13 protein-coding genes are annotated in these 17,851 nt (G+C 72.5%); 10 read left to right on the plus strand and 3 right to left on the minus strand.

Annotated elements, in window-relative coordinates:
- The first annotated feature begins 164 nt into the window (after window positions 1-164).
- Both AC060L_RS09445 and AC060L_RS09450 read left to right on the plus strand, forming a co-directional pair.
- The gene (locus AC060L_RS09445) at window positions 165-767 is read left to right on the plus strand and encodes a UbiX family flavin prenyltransferase (protein WP_483798146.1); all 603 of its coding nucleotides are present in this window, start codon (window positions 165-167) and stop codon (window positions 765-767) included.
- A 152-nt stretch (window positions 768-919) separates the two neighbouring features.
- Window positions 920-2,434, plus strand: a complete 1,515-nt coding sequence (locus AC060L_RS09450; protein WP_483798147.1) for a UbiD family decarboxylase — start codon at window positions 920-922, stop codon at window positions 2,432-2,434.
- Between the two features lie 48 nt (window positions 2,435-2,482).
- Here AC060L_RS09450 and AC060L_RS09455 read toward each other — a convergent pair whose 3' ends face one another.
- Together AC060L_RS09455 and AC060L_RS09460 are read right to left on the minus strand one after the other, a co-directional pair.
- Window positions 2,483-3,496 (minus strand): ArsR/SmtB family transcription factor, encoded by a 1,014-nt coding sequence (locus AC060L_RS09455; RefSeq protein ID WP_483798148.1) that lies wholly within the window; start codon window positions 3,494-3,496, stop codon window positions 2,483-2,485.
- 380 nt (window positions 3,497-3,876) lie between these two features.
- On the minus strand, window positions 3,877-4,740 hold the full coding sequence (locus AC060L_RS09460; RefSeq protein WP_483798149.1) for a neprosin family prolyl endopeptidase: 864 nt from the start codon (window positions 4,738-4,740) through the stop codon (window positions 3,877-3,879).
- 179 nt (window positions 4,741-4,919) lie between these two features.
- On the opposite strand from AC060L_RS09460, the gene AC060L_RS09465 reads away from it, so the two are divergent.
- On the plus strand, window positions 4,920-6,278 hold the full coding sequence (locus AC060L_RS09465; RefSeq protein WP_483798150.1) for a helix-turn-helix domain-containing protein: 1,359 nt from the start codon (window positions 4,920-4,922) through the stop codon (window positions 6,276-6,278).
- Here the strand turns inward: AC060L_RS09465 and AC060L_RS09470 are convergent.
- On the minus strand, window positions 6,275-6,946 hold the full coding sequence (locus AC060L_RS09470) for an MOSC domain-containing protein (RefSeq protein ID WP_483798151.1): 672 nt from the start codon (window positions 6,944-6,946) through the stop codon (window positions 6,275-6,277). The two genes, AC060L_RS09465 and AC060L_RS09470, sit on opposite strands and share 4 nt — an antisense overlap.
- Window positions 6,947-7,182: 236 nt before the next feature.
- Here AC060L_RS09470 and AC060L_RS09475 point away from each other — a divergent pair, with 236 nt between their 5' ends.
- From AC060L_RS09475 to AC060L_RS09505, 7 genes are all read left to right on the plus strand, one after another.
- Window positions 7,183-9,513 (plus strand): heavy metal translocating P-type ATPase, encoded by a 2,331-nt coding sequence (locus tag AC060L_RS09475; protein ID WP_483798152.1) that lies wholly within the window; start codon window positions 7,183-7,185, stop codon window positions 9,511-9,513.
- A 72-nt stretch (window positions 9,514-9,585) separates the two neighbouring features.
- Window positions 9,586-9,798, plus strand: coding sequence for a heavy-metal-associated domain-containing protein (locus AC060L_RS09480; protein ID WP_483798153.1), 213 nt, complete (start codon window positions 9,586-9,588; stop codon window positions 9,796-9,798).
- A gap of 108 nt (window positions 9,799-9,906) precedes the next feature.
- Window positions 9,907-10,188 (plus strand): metal-sensitive transcriptional regulator, encoded by a 282-nt coding sequence (locus AC060L_RS09485; RefSeq protein ID WP_483798154.1) that lies wholly within the window; start codon window positions 9,907-9,909, stop codon window positions 10,186-10,188.
- Between the two features lie 107 nt (window positions 10,189-10,295).
- Window positions 10,296-10,739, plus strand: coding sequence for a hypothetical protein (locus AC060L_RS09490; protein ID WP_483798155.1), 444 nt, complete (start codon window positions 10,296-10,298; stop codon window positions 10,737-10,739).
- 69 nt (window positions 10,740-10,808) lie between these two features.
- Window positions 10,809-11,537, plus strand: a complete 729-nt coding sequence (locus AC060L_RS09495; protein WP_483798156.1) for a tRNA-dependent cyclodipeptide synthase — start codon at window positions 10,809-10,811, stop codon at window positions 11,535-11,537.
- Window positions 11,537-12,673: a permease gene (locus AC060L_RS09500; RefSeq protein ID WP_483798157.1), complete on the plus strand. Its 1,137-nt coding sequence runs from the start codon at window positions 11,537-11,539 to the stop codon at window positions 12,671-12,673. The genes AC060L_RS09495 and AC060L_RS09500 overlap by 1 nt, the downstream gene beginning before the upstream one ends.
- A gap of 342 nt (window positions 12,674-13,015) precedes the next feature.
- Window positions 13,016-17,620: a beta strand repeat-containing protein gene (locus tag AC060L_RS09505; protein WP_483798158.1), complete on the plus strand. Its 4,605-nt coding sequence runs from the start codon at window positions 13,016-13,018 to the stop codon at window positions 17,618-17,620.
- Window positions 17,621-17,851: the final 231 nt, after the last annotated feature.

Here is a 17,851-nt window from a genome sequence, read left to right on the forward strand (position 1 = left end):
CCCCCAGTGCGGTGCACCCTTGGTCGTCGGCACACGAACGCGTGTCAGGGGGTCCGGAGAACAGCCGCGTGATCCTGGTCACCGGTTCGGTCCCGGCTTTACCGGCAATACAATTGACGACCTGTCATTTTCTGGTTCAGGTACCTGCCGACGAGGAGTAGTTCGTGATCGTGGCCACCGGCGCCCCCGACGAATCGCTGGGGCGGCGCCCGCGCCGGCTGGTGGTGGGGATCAGCGGAGCAACCGGGATCGCTTACGGCATACGGGTGTTGGAGCTGGCCCGGAAGGCCGGCGTGGAGACGCACCTGGTCGTCACCCCGGCCGGGCAGCAGACCCGGGCGTACGAGACCGAGCTCGGCGCCCGCGAGCTGGCCGAACTCGCCGACGTCAGCTACCGGCCGGCCGACATCGGCGCCGCGATCGCCTCCGGCTCGTTCCGGACCGACGGCATGATCGTGGCGCCCTGCTCGATCCGCACCCTCTCCGCCATCGCGCACGCCGGCGGGGACAACCTGCTCACCCGCGCGGCCGACGTGACGCTCAAGGAGCGCCGACGGCTGGTCCTGATGGTCCGGGAGACCCCGCTGACCCTGGGCCACCTGCGTTCGATGACCGCGGTCACCGAGATGGGCGGCATCATCATGCCCCCGGTGCCCGCCTTCTATCTGCGCCCCGGCACGGTCGAGGAGATCATCGACCACACCGCCGGACGCGCGCTCGACCTGCTCGGCATCGAGGTGCCAGAGCTACCCCGCTGGGGCGAATAACGCCTCGCTGAACCGGCCTCCCCGGCGTCCGAGTTCTCACGAAACCCGAGCTCTCAGTCATTTCGAGCGCTCAGTCATTCGAGCACTCAGTCATTTCGAGCGCTCCGTCATTCGAGCACTCAGTCATCCGACTCCTCAGACAAGGGACCCCCATGAAGCATCTGCGCAGTCTGCGCGAGTTCATCGAGGAACTGGCCACGATCGGCGAGGTCCAGGAGATCGACGCCGAGGTGGACTGGAAGCTGGAGATCGGCGCGGTCATCCGCCGCTCCTACGACCTCAAGGCACCGGCGCCGCTCTTCAACACGATCACCGGCTACGAGGGCACCGGCCTGCGGGTGCTCGGCGCGCCGGGCGGCGTCTCCGGCCCCAGCCACCCGCTCGCCCGGATCTCGCTCGCGCTCGGCCTGCCGGCCACCGCGACCGGCCAGGAGATCATGGACGCGGTGGCCGACGCGCGCTCGCGCCCCGGCATCGCGCCGGTGGTCGTCGCCGCCGACCAGGCACCGTGCAAGCAGAACATCCAAATCGGTGACGAGATCGACCTGTTCACGTTCCCGACGCCGCTGATCCACGGCAACGACGGCGGCCGGTACATCCAGACCTTCGGCATGAACATCGTCAAGACGCCGGACGGGTCCTGGACCAACTGGTCGGTCAACCGGATGATGATCTCCGACAAGGACAGCCTGGCCTGTCTGATCCCCGGCCCGCAGCACCTGGGCATCATCCGCGACAAGTGGTCGGCGCTCGGCCAGTCGATGCCGATCGTGCTCGCGCTCGGCGTCGAGCCGGCGCTGCCGTACGTCGGCGGCATGCCGCTGCCGGAGGGCGACGACGAGAGCCACTTCCTCGGCGCGTACTTCGGCGAAGGCCTGGAGGTCGTCCCGGCCGAGACGGTCGACCTCATGGTGCCGGCCACCGCGGAGATCGTCATCGAGGGCCACATCGTCTACAACGAGACGGTGTCCGAGGGCCCGATGGACGAGTACCCCGGCTACCGGGCGTACCAGGCGACGCCGAAGGCGCACTTCAAGGTGAGCGCCGTGACCTACCGGGACGGCGCGATCCTGCCGGTCGTCGCGGCCGGCCCGCCGGTCGAGGAGAACCACACCGGCATCGGCACCATGCACGCCGCCGAGATCCTCTACCAGCTGCGCGAGGCCGGCCTGCCGGCCGCTTCGGCCTGGTTCTCCTTCGAGTCGGCGCTGCACTGGCTGATCATCTCGGTCAAGCCGGACTGGGCCGACGGCATGGACCTCAGCACGGTCGACGCCTGTCACTCGGGCGAACTGTGCCGCAGGATCGGCGAGGTGGTCTTCGAGGGCAAGGCCGGCTTCGGCGTGCCGAAGGTGCTGGTGGTCGAGGACGACATCGACATCACCGACGTCAACGAGATCGTCTGGGCGTTCGCGACCCGCACCCACCCCGAGCACGGCGAGGTGATCTTCCCCGCGAAGCCGACGGCCGCGCTCTCGGTCTACCTCTCCGAGCAGGAGCAGCACACCTACTCGGCCGGCAAGGTGGTCTACAACTGCCTGCTCGCCGACCGGTTCCCGAAGGAGCACCGCCCGGTCAAGGGCGACCTGCAGCACGCCTGGCCCACCGAGGTGGGCGAGAAGGTGCTGAAGAACTGGGAGTCGGTGTACGGCTACCCGCAGGCGTAGTCGCCGCAAGCCGGGCGGCGCGGCAGCCGTGCCGCCCGGCCTCACCGCTCAGAGCACGCCGGCCGCCCGGTCCGTCTGCTCGTACAGCACCCGGCGGCTGGTCCGCCGCTTGGTGATCAGCCCGGCCCGGTGCAGGATCCCCAGGTGGTGCGAGACGGTGCTGTTCGCCAGGAAGTGCCGGTCGGCCAGCTCGCCGGTGCTCCGCGGCGCGTCCAGGTCCGCGAGCAGCATCGCCCGGGTCGCGCCGAGCAGTTCCTGGGCGGGCGCGGCGGGCGAGCGGCTCGCCTCCGGATCCGGACCGGGCAGCGCCGGGTAGCAGAACATCGGCCGGCGCGGCTCCTCGCCCGGGACCGGGTCCAGTCGCAGGTGCACGTCGGACTGGTAGAGCGACGGCGTCAGCACCAGCGCGGTGGTCCCCGCGATGCTGTCCCGGCGATCGCTCAGCAGCCGGACCTGGTCGTCGCTCCACATGATCCGCGGGTGCAGCTCGGCGATCATCCCCGCCATCCCGTGCCGCGCGATGGCGTGCGCGCGGCACGCGATGTCCGCCTCCATCCTGGCCCGCAGCATCGCCCACTGCTGCGCCATCAACGCGTCCCACAGCCGCGCCAGTTCGGCGGCCAGCTGCTCGGCCAGCTCCCGCTCGCCCCGGTCCAGCGCCTCCACCAGCGCCCGCGCCCAGGGCCCACCGGACGGCCCGGCCGACGGCCCGCCGTCCGGTCCAGCGGCGGGGCAGCCGTCGAGCAGCGACTCGATCTCCGCCCGCAGCCGTTCGACCGGCACGGTGGCCACCGCGTGCAGTTCGGACTGCAACTCCTCCTGGTAGCGCGCCGGCGGCGGGGTCATGAAGTCCGGGAGGCCCGCCCAGGGCCCCTGGAACAGCGCCGCGAGCAGCGTCAGCCCGTTCTCCCGGATCACCTGCCCGACGTGTTCGCGCTGCGAGCGCCGCCCCGGCAGCGGTCGCGGGCGCAGCGAGCAGAGCCGATCGACCATGGTGTGCAGCGGCGACATCACGAAACGGGTGTTGGCCAGCGCACCGGCGTCCATGTCGATGACCAGCACGTCTCCCCCCTTCGAGCCATCAGTTCGAGGCTGATCGAATCATTCGATTCCGGGGCGCCGATCCGGTTTCCTGGAGCCGGGTCGGCCGCGGGAAACGGGGGAAGCCAACGGGGGCGGTGGGCAGGGCGCATCCGGCAGGGGCGCCCACCCCACTGTGCCTGCGGCCGACTCGCCCCCTCCACCCGCGCCCCCTTCACCCGCGCATCCCGCACAGGCTCCCAGGACGGCAGTATCCGGGTGGCAGGGGCGGCTGTCAGGAGCCGACCGGGCTGCCCACGGTACTCACGTCAACGGCCGCCGACATCGCGTGATGTCGGCGGCCGTTGACGTACGTACCGCGCTGTTGGCGTGCGTACCGCGCCGTTGACGTGAGTGGCGCGTCAGCAGCTGCCGCTGCCCGGCCCGCCCAGGCGGAACGAGGTGTCGTGGACCGCGCCCGCGTCGTACAGCGCCGGGCTGGTCGCGGTCACCGTGAGCTTGGACGGGTCGGTGGCCCCGAGCAGGTGGTAGTCCGAGATCCAGCCCGAGCCGCGCTGCGAGCCGAACCGCCCGTCGCCCATCGCCTCGCAGGTGGAGCCGGTCGCGTGGGCGACCTCACCGAAGGCCGTGACCACCTGGGTCCGGGTGTAGTTGCCGGCCCAGAGCGAACCGGGGAAGTAGCCGACGGCGTGCTCGTTGTAGAAGATCCACCAGTCGCCGGCCACGTTCTGGATGCTGAACCGGGCCGCGGTGCCGGCCCGCACCGCCATGCCGGGCTTCACCGTGCGGTCCACCTGGACGAAGCCGCAGGCGTTGTAGCAGCTCTCGGCGCCGTCCACCCAGTGGTAGACGAACAGGTGCGGCAGGACGTCGCCGTTGAGGCCCAGGTCGACCGTCCAGCCGACCTCGACGGTGGACTTGCGGTCGGTCGACTGCACGGCCAGCTCCTGGAGCGAGTGCGAGTCGGTGTCGCCGGGCTTGATCCCGGGGTCGGCCTGCAGCATCCGCACGGTCGCGCCGGATGCGTCGGTGATCTGACGGCCCGACACGTAGTCGTAGCAGGCGCCGAACCAGCAGACCGGGCCGGTGCCGTCCGCGGTGGCCGCCAGCGAGCGGGCCGCCGCTGCGCCGGGCGGCGGCGCGGTGACCGGCAGCGGACGCGGCGGCAGGGGTGCGGCCGGGGTGGCGGCCACGGCCGCGGTCGAGAGGCCGAATACCGCGGTGGCAGCCGTCAGGCCGCTGATGATCGTCCGTGCCAGGCGCATGGGGGTGCTCCGTTGCAGTGCCGGTGGTGGGGGTCGAGCCGTGCGATCGAGTCGTGGAGTTAAGTGCTGACATAAGTTCACTTAACTTGGCGGTTAAGCTAGCGCCGTCGCCACCGGCCACGCAATACCTCGCGCGGCAATAATCTGGGCGCGACGCACGCAGAACGGAGCGCGACCCGATGGCGAAGAAGACGGTGACGGACGAGGCGGACCCGGCCGGGGTCGGCCGCCGGCTGCTCGCGCTGCGGACCGAACGCGGCCTGACCCAGAAGGCACTGGCCCACCCCGACTACACCGCCGCGTACATCTCCACGGTGGAGTCCGGCAAGGTCCGCCCGTCCGAGACGGCGCTGCGCTTCCTCGCCGAACGGCTGGGCATCGAGGTCGAGCAGCTGACCACCGGGCGCCCGCCGCACCTGGCCACCGAGCTACGGGTACGGCTGACCGAGGCCCGCCAGGCGCTGGCCGACGGCGACCCGACCACCGCCCGCGCCCGGTACGCCGAACTCGCCGCCGACGCCGAGCGGTACGGGCTGCCGCTGGAGCAGGCGGCCGCGCTGACCGGGCTCGGCGACTGCGCCACCGAGGCCGGCGAACTCGAGCTGGCGATCAGCCGGTTCAGCGCGGCCGAGGAGCTGCTGGCCGGCGAGCCACTGCCGCAGCGGGTGCCGGCGCTGCGCGGCCGGGCGGTCGCCCACCTGCTCGCGGGCGACCTGCGCTACTCCTGCTACCTGCTGGAGAGCGCGATCGACCAGCTCAACGCGACCGGGCTGCCGGATCCGAACGCGCTGCTGCTGCTCTACTCGGCGGTGATCGCGCCGTACATGGACCTGGGCGCGCACCACCGCGCCGCGCAGGCGGCCGAACTCGCCCTGGCGCTGGCACCCCGGGTGGACGATCCGGCACTGGTCGCCCGGCTGCACCGCGGGGTGGCCCGCACGCTGCTCGCCGAGGGCCGCGCCGCCGAGGCGGACGCCGCGCTGGCCCGGGCTCAGGAGCTCTACCAGCAGCTGCAGATCGGCAGCGAACTCGCGCACTGCCACTGGATGCGCGGCTACCTGCGGGCCCAGGAGGGCGACCTGGTCCGGGCCGAGGCCGAACTGCGCACCGCCCGCGACCTGCTCGCGGCACGCCGGGCCACCCTGTACACGCATCAGGTGGACGTCGAACTGGCCGACGTCCTGCGCCGCGCCGGCCGCGCCGAGGAGGCCGTCGGCCTGCTCGCCGACCTGCTGGACGCCCGGCGCCCGGGCCTCACCGGCGTCCACGCGGGCGCGGCGCACCGGCTGCTCGGCCTGATCGCCGAGGAGCGCGGCGAACTCGACGCCGCCGAATCCCACTACCGCAGCGCGCTCTCCGTGCTGGAGCAGGCCGGCGCGGCCGCCGACCTCGCCGACCTGTGCCGGCTGCTGGGCGACCTGCTGCGCCGCACCGGCCGCACCGAAGACGCCCTGGACACCTACCGCCGCGGCCTCGGCCACCAGGCCACCCCGGGCACCACCACCCTCGGCCCCGCCCCGGCCCGCCCGCCGTTCTAGGACCTGTCCGCCGTGCGGCGGCGGATGCGCTCGTGGGTCTCGGCCGGCAGCGCGTCCGCCGCCGACAGGCTCGGCAGCAGCTCGGATTCGAGGGTCAGTGCGCGGAAGGTGAGCGCGATCGTCACCTCGTGCGCGGGCCGGTGCACGATCTCCACCGCATCGCCGGCCCGCAACTCGCCCGGCTCGATCACCCGCAGGTATGCGCCCGGCAGGGCGGCCACCGTGAAGCGCCGGCTCCAGCCGGTCTGCTCCAGCCAGCCCTGGAACGTCGAGCAGGGGATCCTCGGGCAGGAGACCTCCAGCAGCAGCCGCGGCCCGATCCGCCAGCGCTCACCGATCAGCGCGCCGTTGACGTCCACCCCGAGCGTGGTGAGGTTCTCGCCGAAGACGCCGTTCGCGAGCGGGCGGTCCAGCTCGCCCTGCCAGCCGTCCAGGTCCTCCCGGGCGTAGGCGTACACGGCCTGGTCGTCCCCGCCGTGGTGACGCAGGTCGTACACCCGGTCGCCGGCCAGCCCGACCGCCCCCGTTCCCTTGGGCCCGGGAGCCGTGACCGCCACCGGCCCGTCGACCGGGCGCTTGTCGATCCCGGTCAGCGACTCGCCGCCGCCCGGCGCCGCCTTCCACGGGTTCGGCCGGGGCCGGCCGACGTTCACCGAAAGGACCTTCACGCTCCGCTCCTCTGCTGCCGACCGGTCTGCCGCACTTCCTCGACCGGGTGGGTGACTTTCGCGCCGCAGTTCGCGCAGCGGAACACAGACATGTGCCCATCATCGCCCGGGGCCGCACAGCGCGGCCAACGGTTTGCCTTCCTTGCCCCTGATACCCTACGGGGGTATGGTTTCACCGAGGATGAAGCGAAGATGAAGAGCCTGCTCAGCCGAGGACCCCGACGGGAGATGAAGCGATGAGCTCCGCAACACAGGACCGGACCCGCCCGGTGGGTGACCCGCCCGGTGGCGAGCAGATCGAGCTGCTGATCGGCGGGATGACCTGCGCCTCCTGCGCCGCCCGGATCGAGAAGCGGCTGAACCGGATGGACGGCGTGCAGGCCACCGTCAACTACGCCACCGAGAAGGCCAGGGTCCACTACGACCCGGCGATCGCCCCGGACGATCTGGTCGCCGCGGTCGAGAAGGCCGGCTACACCGCCACGCTGCCGCTGCCCCCGGTGCCCGCGCCGGACGCCCCCGAGGCGGGCACCGGCGCCGAGGGCGCGGCGAGCGACGAGCTCCGGCAGCGCCTGCTGATCTCCGCCGTGCTGTCACTGCCGGTCGTGCTGCTCGCCATGGTGCCGGCGCTGCAGTTCACCAACTGGCAGTGGCTCTCGCTCACCCTCGCCGCGCCCGTGGTCGCGTACGGCGCCTGGCCGTTCCACCGGGCCGCCTGGACCAACCTGCGGCACGGCGCGGCCACCATGGACACGCTGATCTCGGTCGGCACGCTCGCCGCGCTCGGCTGGTCGCTGTACGCGCTCTTCTTCGGCACCGCCGGGATCCCCGGGATGACCCACCCGTTCGAGCTGACCGTCGGCCGCACCGACGGCGCGGGCGAGATCTACCTGGAGGCCGCCGCCGGCGTCACCAGCTTCATCCTGGCCGGCCGCTACTTCGAGCAGCGCTCCAAGCGCCGGGCCGGCGCCGCGCTGCGCGCGCTGCTGGACCTCGGCTCGAAGGAGGTCTCGGTGCTGCGGGACGGCCGCGAGCAGCGGATCGTGATCGGCGAGCTGACCGTCGGCGAGCTGTTCGTGGTCCGGCCCGGCGAGCAGGTGGCCACCGACGGCGTGGTCACCGAGGGCACCTCGGCGGTGGACGCGAGCATGCTGACCGGCGAGTCCATCCCGGTCGAGGTCGGTCCGGGCGACCCGGTGGCGGGCGCGACGGTGAACGCCGGCGGACGGCTGCTGGTGCGCGCGACCCGGGTCGGCGCGGACACCCAGCTGGCCCGGATCGCCCGGCTGGTCGAGGAGGCGCAGAACGGCAAGGCACAGGTCCAGCGGCTGGCCGACCGGATCTCCGGGATCTTCGTGCCGGTGGTCATCCTGCTCGCGCTCGGCACGCTGGCGGGCTGGCTGCTGGCCACCGGCGACGCGGGCGAGGCGTTCACCGCGGCCGTCGCCGTGCTGATCATCGCCTGCCCGTGCGCACTCGGCCTGGCCACCCCGACCGCGCTGATGGTCGGCACCGGGCGCGGCGCGCAGCTGGGGATCCTGATCAAGGGCCCGGAGGTGCTGGAGTCGGCGCACGGGATCGACACCGTGGTGCTGGACAAGACCGGCACCGTGACCAGCGGCCGGATGGCACTGGTCGGGGTGCACCCGGCGGCGGGCGTGTCGCCCGAGCGGCTGCTGCGCCTGGCCGGGGCCCTGGAGCACGCCTCCGAACACCCGATCGCCCGCGCGATCGCGCTCGCCGCCGCCGAGCGGGTGGGCCCGCTGCCGGCCGTCGAGGGCTTCGAGAACCTGCCCGGACTCGGCGTCCAGGGTCTGGTGGCCGACACCAGCAGCGACAGCGACACGGGCACCGACACCGGCACGACGGCCGTGCTGGTCGGGCGCGAGCGGCTGCTGACCGACTGGCAGCAGCCACTGACCGCCGAGCTGGCGGCCGCCAAGGCCGCGGCCGAGCAGGCCGGGCGGACGGCCGTCGTGGTCGGCTGGGACGGCGCGGCGCGCGGCGTGCTGGTGGTCGCGGACACGGTCAAGGAGGGCTCGGCGGAGGCGGTCGGCCGGCTGCGTGCGCTGGGCCTGCGCCCGGTCCTGCTCACCGGGGACAACGCCGCGGTGGCGCGCTCGGTGGCCGCCGAGGTCGGCATCGCGCCCGAGGACGTGATCGCCGAGGTGCTGCCCGAGCAGAAGGCCGAGGTGGTCCGCCGGCTCCAGGCCGAGGGACGGCGGGTGGCGATGGTCGGCGACGGCGTCAACGACGCGGCCGCGCTGGCCCAGGCCGACCTCGGGCTCGCGATGGGCACCGGCACCGACGCGGCGATCGAGGCGGCCGACCTGACGCTGGTCCGCGGCGACCTGCGGGTGGCGGCGGACGCGATCCGGCTCGCCCGGCGCACCCTGGCCACCATCAAGGGCAACCTGTTCTGGGCCTTCGCCTACAACGTGGCCGCGCTGCCGCTGGCGGCGGCCGGACTGCTCAACCCGATGATCGCGGGAGCCGCCATGGCGCTCTCCTCGGTCTTCGTGGTCTCCAACAGCCTGCGACTGCGCGGCTTCACCGCACAGCCGTAACCGATGATCACACCGAATACCGATCACACCGATCCCACCGAAGACACCGAAACGATGATGAGGAGCCCCACCATGACCGAGACGACCTACCAGGTGGACGGCATGACCTGCGGCCACTGCGTCAGCGCGGTCACCGCCGAGCTGACCAAGCTGGCCGGCGTCAGCGAGGTGCAGGTCGACCTGGCCGGCGGCCGGGTCACCGTGGCCAGCAGCGTGCCACTGGCCCACGACGCGGTCGCCGCCGCGATCGACGAGGCGGGCTACGAGCTGGCCGGCCCGGCGTAACACCCGGCGCATACCCCCAGGGGGAATACCGGTGGCCCGGTCCTCGTTGCAGCGGAGCACCGCGCGAGGGCGGGGCCACCGTCGCATCCACGGGCTCGGAGGCAAGCCATGACCGGCTACGGCAAGCAGCAGGACGACGTGCTCAAGCGGCTGCGCCGGATCGAGGGCCAGGTGCGCGGGCTGCAGCGGATGGTCGAGCAGGACACCTACTGCATCGACGTGCTGACCCAGGTCTCGGCCACCACCCGGGCCCTGCAGTCCTTCGCGCTCCAGCTGCTCGACCAGCACCTGGCCGGCTGCGTGCGCGAGGCGGTCGCCCAGGGCGGGCCCGAGGCGGCGGCCAAGCTCCAGGAGGCCAACGAGGCGATAGCCCGGCTGGTCCGCTCCTGATCCGACCCGCCGTCAGAACGCCCGTCCGGTACGACGCGCGAGCCCTCACCTGAACGGGTGAGGGCTCGCGCGCTTCGCCGGGTCGGCGGGTAACGTCGTTGGTCACCATGGCCCGTCCCGTCCGCCCCGCCCGCCCTGCCGGCCGCGCCCGGCACTGGAGCGTCACCGCGCTGTTCGCGGTGCTGCTGGTGCTGCTCGCGCTGCCGCCGCAGTGCGCGCGGGCGCAGGCCGAGGCCCGGAGCGGCACGGTGCCCACTGCGACGGCCGCCATGGCGATGGGTGAAGCAGCGGCAGAGCCCGCACCCGCGGTGGCCCACTGCGCCGCCGCCGACGACTGCTGCCTCGACGCCGAGCAGCCGCCGCTGCGTCTGTCCACCGGAGGCGCCGGCCGGAGCGGACCACCGCCCGCCGCGCCCGTTCCCGCCGGGCCGGCCGAGGACGAGGCACCGTCCCCGGCCGGCCCCGGCGCCGCCCGCCCGGCCCACGGCGCTCCGCCGACGCGGCACTCGGGGCAGGCGAGGCTGCTCGACCTCTGCGTCAGCCGGACCTGAGCACAGGGCCTGTCGTCAGGCCCCGCCCCGACCGAGCCCGCGCACGCCCTCTCGCACCGGAGCACCGCCATGTCCATCGACCTCGCACCCTCGCACGCCCGCACCCTCACTCCCACAAACCCGCTCAGCGCCCCGCTGACCACTCCCCTGACCACCCGCTGCGCCCAGCTCGCCGCCCGCCGGGCGCACGCCTGCGTCGGCATCAGCCCGTTCAACGGCTACTACCACGCCCAGCGGATCGCCGAGCTGGCCCACTGGGCGGTGAACTCCTTCACCGAGGTGCACTTCTTCATCCCGGACACGCTCGCCGCGCACACCCTGGAGGCGATCGGCTACCCGCCCGACCGGGCTGCCTGGAAGGCCCGCCGGCAGGGCCAGCACATGTGCAACAAGGTGACCGCCGCCCTCGCCGCGCTGGGTGTGCCGGACCCCGGCCGGCTGGTGCTCAACGGTTCGGCGCTCGCGGGCAACGAGCGGTACCGCATGCTGCTCGCCCAGGTGCAGCAGCGCTACCAGGCCGAGCCGGCCTTCCGCGCGGCCTGCCTGGCGGCGGCCGACTGGGTGCTGGAGCGCCGGCTGCCACCGGGGACGGCACCGAGCGCCGGGCAGCGTGCCACCGCGAGCCGCTACCTGCTCGGCGAACTGCCGCTCTTCCTGGACACGCCGGGGATCGCGGGCGTGCCGGAGTCGGTCTTCTGCTACCACCAGACGCCACTCTTCCTGCGCCGCCTCTTCGGCGGTGAACTCGGCTGCCGGCCGGTCCCCGCACAGGGGTACCTGGAGGTACGACCGCACTGATGCACCCGATCACGCACGCGATCCTGCACGCTCTGTCCATCACCGGCGCGATGGCCTGGGAGATCACCTGGGCGCTGATCCTGGGCTTCGCGCTCTCCGCGGTCGTGCAGGCCGTGGTGCGCAAACCGACCGTCGTCCGGCTGCTCGGCGACGACCGGCCGCGCACGCTCGGCGTCGCCGCGCTGCTCGGCGCGGCGTCCTCGTCCTGTTCGTACGCGGCCGTGGCGCTCGCGCGCTCACTGTTCCGCAAGGGCGCGGACTTCACCGCCGCGATGGCCTTCGAGATCGCCTCCACCAACCTGGTGATCGAGCTCGGTGTGATCCTGGCGCTGCTGCTGGGCTGGCAGTTCACGCTCGCCGAGTTCGTCGGCGGGCCGGTGATGATCCTGCTGCTCGCGCTGCTGTTCCGGCGGTTCCTGCGGGAGCCGCTGCTGCGCGAGGCGCGCGAGCAGGCCGAGCGCGGCGTGCCCGGATCGATGGAGGGGCACGCCGCGATGGACATGTCGGTGCGGCGCGCGGGCTCGTTCCGGCGCCGGCTGCTCTCCGCCGAGGGCTACACCGCGACCTCGCACGTCTTCGTGATGGAGTGGGCCGCGATCCTGCGCGACGTGGTGCTCGGGCTGCTGATCGCCGGCGCGATCGCGGCCTGGGTGCCGGACGCGTTCTGGCACGCCTTCTTCTTCGCCGGCCACCCGCTTGCCGCCAAGCTCTGGGGACCGCTGATCGGCCCGCTGGTCGCGCTGCTCTCGTTCGTCTGCTCGATCGGCAACGTGCCGCTCGCCGTGGTGCTCCGGCAGGGCGGGATCAGCTTCGGCGGGGTGATCGCGTTCATCTTCGCGGATCTGCTGATCCTGCCGATTCTGAACATCTATCGAAAGTACTATGGCAAGCGGATGGCGCTCTTCCTCTTGGTAACCTGCTACCTCGCGATGGCCGGGGCGGGTTACGTGGTCGAGCTCCTGTTCGGCGCGCTCGGGCTGATCCCGAGTCAGGCGGCGGCCAGGATCCCGATGGAAGGCGTCACCTGGAACTACACGACCTGGCTGAACATCGTGTTCCTGCTACTGGCAGGCGCGCTGTCGGTGCGCTTCCTGCGAACCGGCGGATTGGCCATGCTCCGAATGATGGACCACTGACAAATCACTGACGCATCACCGACGCACGCCCGGCTCACCCAGGAAGCGCTCAGCTCACTCGGATACGCTCTCCCCCACCTCGGGAGCGCGCGCCACGGGAGTGCGCTCCGAAATGCGGACGCAATCCACCGATTACCCACACTCTTCCATAAGCCATATGGAAAGCAGCTAATCTGACCTGCCGTGAGGTGCTACCCGCGCCCTCGCACCATCAGATCATGTTCACGGCGGGAGGCCCGGTGCGTACCGGGCAGGGGGCCAGGGGTTGCCAGAGTGGGGATAGTCACGCATGCCCGGATACGGGCGGCGAGAGGCAGGGGTTGGGCGGCCGTACTCGCCCTCGTGCTGGCGGCAGCGCCGATGAGCGCGATGGCCGGCAAGGCGCACGCCGACGTGGTGACCGTGGACACGGACACACTGCGGACCGGCTGGGACAGTCACGAACCGGGCCTGAGCCCGTCCTCCGTGCAGTCCTCGGACTTCGGACAGCTCTTCAACACACAGCTGGACGGGCAGGTATACGCCCAGCCGCTGTCGGTGAACGGCACGCTGATCGCCAACACCGAGAACGACAAGGTCTACGGGCTCGACCCGGTCACCGGCGCGATCAAGTGGACCGACAACCTCGGCCCGACCTGGCCGTCCTCCGCGATCAACTGCGGTGACCTGGCGCCCAACGTCGGCTCCACCTCGACCGCGGTCTACGACCCGGCGAGCAACGCCGTCTACCTGACCACCAAGGTCAACGACGGCCCCGACCTCCAGCACCCGCACTGGTACATGCACGCGCTCAACCCGGCCACCGGTGCCGAGCGTCCGGGCTGGCCGGTCACCATCCAGGGCGCGCCGCCGGCCGACCCGAGCCGGGCGTTCGACCCGTACCGCGAGATGCAGCGCCCCGGGCTGCTGCTGATGAACGGCGTGGTCTACGCGGGCTTCGGCTCGCACTGCGACTTCGGCCCGTACCGCGGCTACGTCGTCGGAGTCAGCACCACGACCGCCTCGGTCTCCTCGATGTGGTCCTCCGAGACCGGCGCGAGCAACGACGGCGGCGGCATCTGGCAGGCCGGCGGCGGTCTGATGTCGGACGGCCCGGGGCGGATCTTCGTCACGACCGGCAACGGCATCAGCCCGGCCCCCGGCCCCGGCACCACGCCGCAGGGCACGCTCTCCGAGTCCGTGGTCCGGCTCCAGGTGAACGCCGACCAGAGCCTCTCCACCGCGGACTTCTTCGCCCCCTCGAACGCCCCGACGCTGGACCAGAACGACACCGACTTCGCCTCCGGCGGCCCGATGGGCCTGCCGGACAGCTTCGGCACGCCCGCTCACCCGCACCTGATGGTGCAGCAGGGCAAGGACGGCCGGGTCTTCGTGCTGGACCGCGACAGCCTCGGCGGCCGCTCCCAGGGCCCCGGCGGGACCGACGCGGCGCTCAGCGTCACCGGCCCCTACCAGGGCCAGTGGGGCCACCCCGCGGTCTGGGGCGGCGACGGCGGCTACGTCTACCTGGTCGGCAACGGCGGGCCGCTGCGCGCGCTGAAGTCCGGCGTGACCGGCGCCGGCCTGCCCGCGCTCACGCTCGCCGGCACCAGCAAGGACACCTTCAACTACACCAGCGGCTCGCCGGTGGTCACCTCGGACGGCTCCACCTCCGGCAGCGCCGTGGTCTGGGTGGTCTGGTCGAGCGGCCCGAGCGGCGCCAACGCGACGCTGCGCGGCTACAACGCCGTGCCGGACGCCAACGGCGTGCTCCAGCAGATCTACTCCGCGCCGATCGGCAACGCCGTGAAGTTCGCCGTCCCGGCGACCGACGGCAACCGGCTCTACGTCGGCACCCGGGACGGCAACCTGATCGGCTACGGCCGGCCGGCCCAGACCGTGCTGAACGGCCAGCCGGTGGACTTCGGCTCGGTCGCCGTCGGCAGCACCGGCACCGCGACCGCCGCCCTCACCGCGAGCGGCAACGCGACGGTGACCGGGATCAGCGCCGGCGCGCCGTTCGGCGCCACCGCGCCCACCCTGCCGGTCAGCCTGACCGCCGGCCAGCAGCTCTCGGTGCCGGTCTCCTTCACGCCGACCGCGGCCGGGGCGACCACCGGGACGCTGACCGTGCAGACCTCGACCGGCAGCTTCCTGCTGAGCCTGCACGGCGTCGGCACCAAGCCGGGCCTGGCGGCGGCGCCGACCACGGTCGGCTTCGCCGAGCAGCCGGCCGGCACTTCGGCGACCTTCAACGTGCAGGTCACCAACACCGGCACCGCGCCCGAGGTGATCGGCTCCAGCACCACCCCGGCGGCGCCGTTCAGCGTGGCCGGCATGCCGGCCAACGGCACCTCGATCGCGCCGGGCGGCTCGTTCGTCGCGACCGTGACGTACGCGCCGACGGCCGGCGGCACCAACAGCGACCAGATCACCGTGACCAGCACCTCCGGCACGCTGACCATCCCGATCAGCGGCACCGCGGTGGCCGGCGCCGGGCACCTGACCTTCAGCCCGCCGACGGTGTCGTTCGGCAACGTGCCGCTGGGCAGCTCGGCCACCTCCTCCTTCGACATCACCAACACCGGCAACGTGCCGGTCACGGTCTCCAAGGCGAAGGCGCCGAACGACGACTTCACCAGCACCAACCCGCTCGCCGAGGGCCTGGTGATCGGTCCCGACCAGACGGTCCACCAGAGCGTCACCTTCACCCCGACCCAGCCGGGCACCGAGAACTCCGCGTACGAGGTGACCGGCGACGCCGGCCAGGGCGCGATGTACGAGCAGCTGACCGGTGTCGGCACCGGCGCGCTGCCGGCCCCGGCCACCGGCACCTGGACGGCCAACGGATCGGCCACCCTGCCGGGTTCGGGCACCGTCCAGCTGACCGGGCAGACCCAGCAGCAGGCCGGCTCGGCGTTCTTCGTCAACCCGGTGCCGACCGACGGGCTGAAGGCGAACTTCACCGCCCAGCTCGGCCCGGGCACCGGCGGTGACGGGCTGAGCTTCAGCCTGCTGGACCCGACCAAGACCACTGCCTCGGCGGTCGGCGCGACCGGCGGCGGCCTCGGCTTCTCCGGTCTGCCGGGCGTCTCGGTCGACCTGGTCACCTCGTGGAACGGTCAGGCCGGCTCGGGCAACTTCGTCGCGGTGGCCCAGGGCCCCAACAGCGGCGCGGACAACCTGACCTACCTGGCCACCGCCAAGCTGCCGACCTCGCTGCGCACCGGCACCCACCAGGTGTCCGTGCAGGTCTCCGGCGGCCACCTGACGGTCGGCGTGGACGGCACGCAGTACCTGGACACCACGCCCACGCTGCCCACCTCGGCCTACGCCGGCTTCACCGCGGGCACCGGCTCCAGCGCGGACGCGCACACCGTCAGCGCGGTCTCGATCAGCAGCGGCGGCCAGGCCACCGGCCCGGCGCTGACGGCCGCGCCCACCTCGCTGGTCTTCGGTTCGGTGCCCACCGGCACCACCAAGAACCTGACCGTCCAGCTGACCAACACCGGCACCGCGCCGACCGGGATCAGCGCCGTCACCACGGCCACCGCCCCGTTCAGCGCGACCATGCCGGCCACCGGCACCACCCTCGCGGCGGGTGCCAGCGTGCAGATCCCGGTCACCTTCGCACCGGTCACCGCGGGCACCCAGACCGGGAGCCTCTCGGTGACCACCACCGGCGGCACCACCACGATGCCGCTGACCGGCACCGGGGCCCCGGTCGCGACCGGCGGCTCGACGCTGCCGGCCCCGACCGACCCGTCCTGGGACCGGAACGGGACGGCCGCGCTGAACGGCTCCGACCTGGTGCTGACCAAGGCCGGCGGCGGCTACGGCGCCGGATCCTCCTTCTACGGCACGGCCGTTCCCAGCAGCGGCCTGCACGCCACCTTCACCACCGAGCTGGACGGCGGCACCGGCGGCAACGGCCTGGCCTTCGGCCTGCTGGACCCGACGGCGGCCGACCCGACCACCGCGCTCGGCACCCCCGGCAGCGGCCTCGGCTTCGCCGGACTGCCCGGCACCGCGATCGGCTTCTCCACCAGCTGGAACAGCACGCTGAACTCGGGCAACTTCATCGGCGTCGCGACCTCGACCGCCGGGTCCGGTCCTGACCTGACGTACAGCAGCTCCAACACGTCGATCCCGTCACTGCGTGCCACCACGCACAACGTGACCGTCGACTACACCGCGGCCGGGCACCTGGTGGTCAAGCTGGACGGCACCCAAGTGCTCGACCAGGCGGTCCAGTTGCCGCCGAGCGTGCTGGTAGGGTTCACCGGGGCCAACGGCGGCAGCGACGACAACCACATCGTCCGCAACGTCTCCATCACGGCCGGTCAGCCCGCCATCAGCTCGCTGCCGGCGCTGGCCGACCCGAGCTGGACGGCGAACGGAACGACCGTGCTGGCGGGCAGCACCGCGACGCTGACGGCGGACGGCCAGAAGTTCTCGGCCGGTTCGCTGATCAACGGCACCGCGGTGCCGTCCAGCGGCCTGCACGTGACCTTCAACGAGCAGATCGGCGGGGCCGGCACGTCCGGCGCCGACGGGCTCGCGCTGGCGCTGCTCGACCCGGCCGGGGCGAACGCCAAGTCGGTCGGCGGCACCGGCGGCTCGCTGGGCGTCGGCGGCCTGCCGGCCACCTACCTGGGCTTCCAGACCTACCCGGGCGGCGGCGTCAACTCGTACAACTTCGCGTCGATCGGTACCACTTCGGCGGCCAACACGTCGCTGACCACCCTCAGCTCGACCACCGCGATCCCGACCCTGCGCGGGGCGACCCACGCGGTGGACGTCACGGTCACGGCGGCCGGCCACCTGGTGGTACTGATGGACGGGAACAAGATCATGGACACCGCGGTCACGCTGCCGCCCAAGGTGCTGGTCGGTTTCACCGGCGGCGCCGGCGGGCTCAGCGACAACCACGTGGTGAGCACGCCCACCGTCAGTTACGGAGGCTGACACTCGGTCAGATCCTTCGCCATTCAGGCGGATCGCTTGTTCGGGCTCCCTACACCACAGCGGGAGCCCGAACAAGCACAGCGTTAATTCGACGTGACGTTATCCGGATTGACGCGCTCAACAGGGCCATCAGATAGCAGGATGGTCGTCAGGGGAAATGAAGATCAGCACGAGCGCCCGGGGGCGCTCGGGGGGGACGGGCTGTGCGGACAGCACCGCCGCGCTGCGCTG

This window comes from Kitasatospora sp. NEAU-69, from assembly GCF_057158765.1.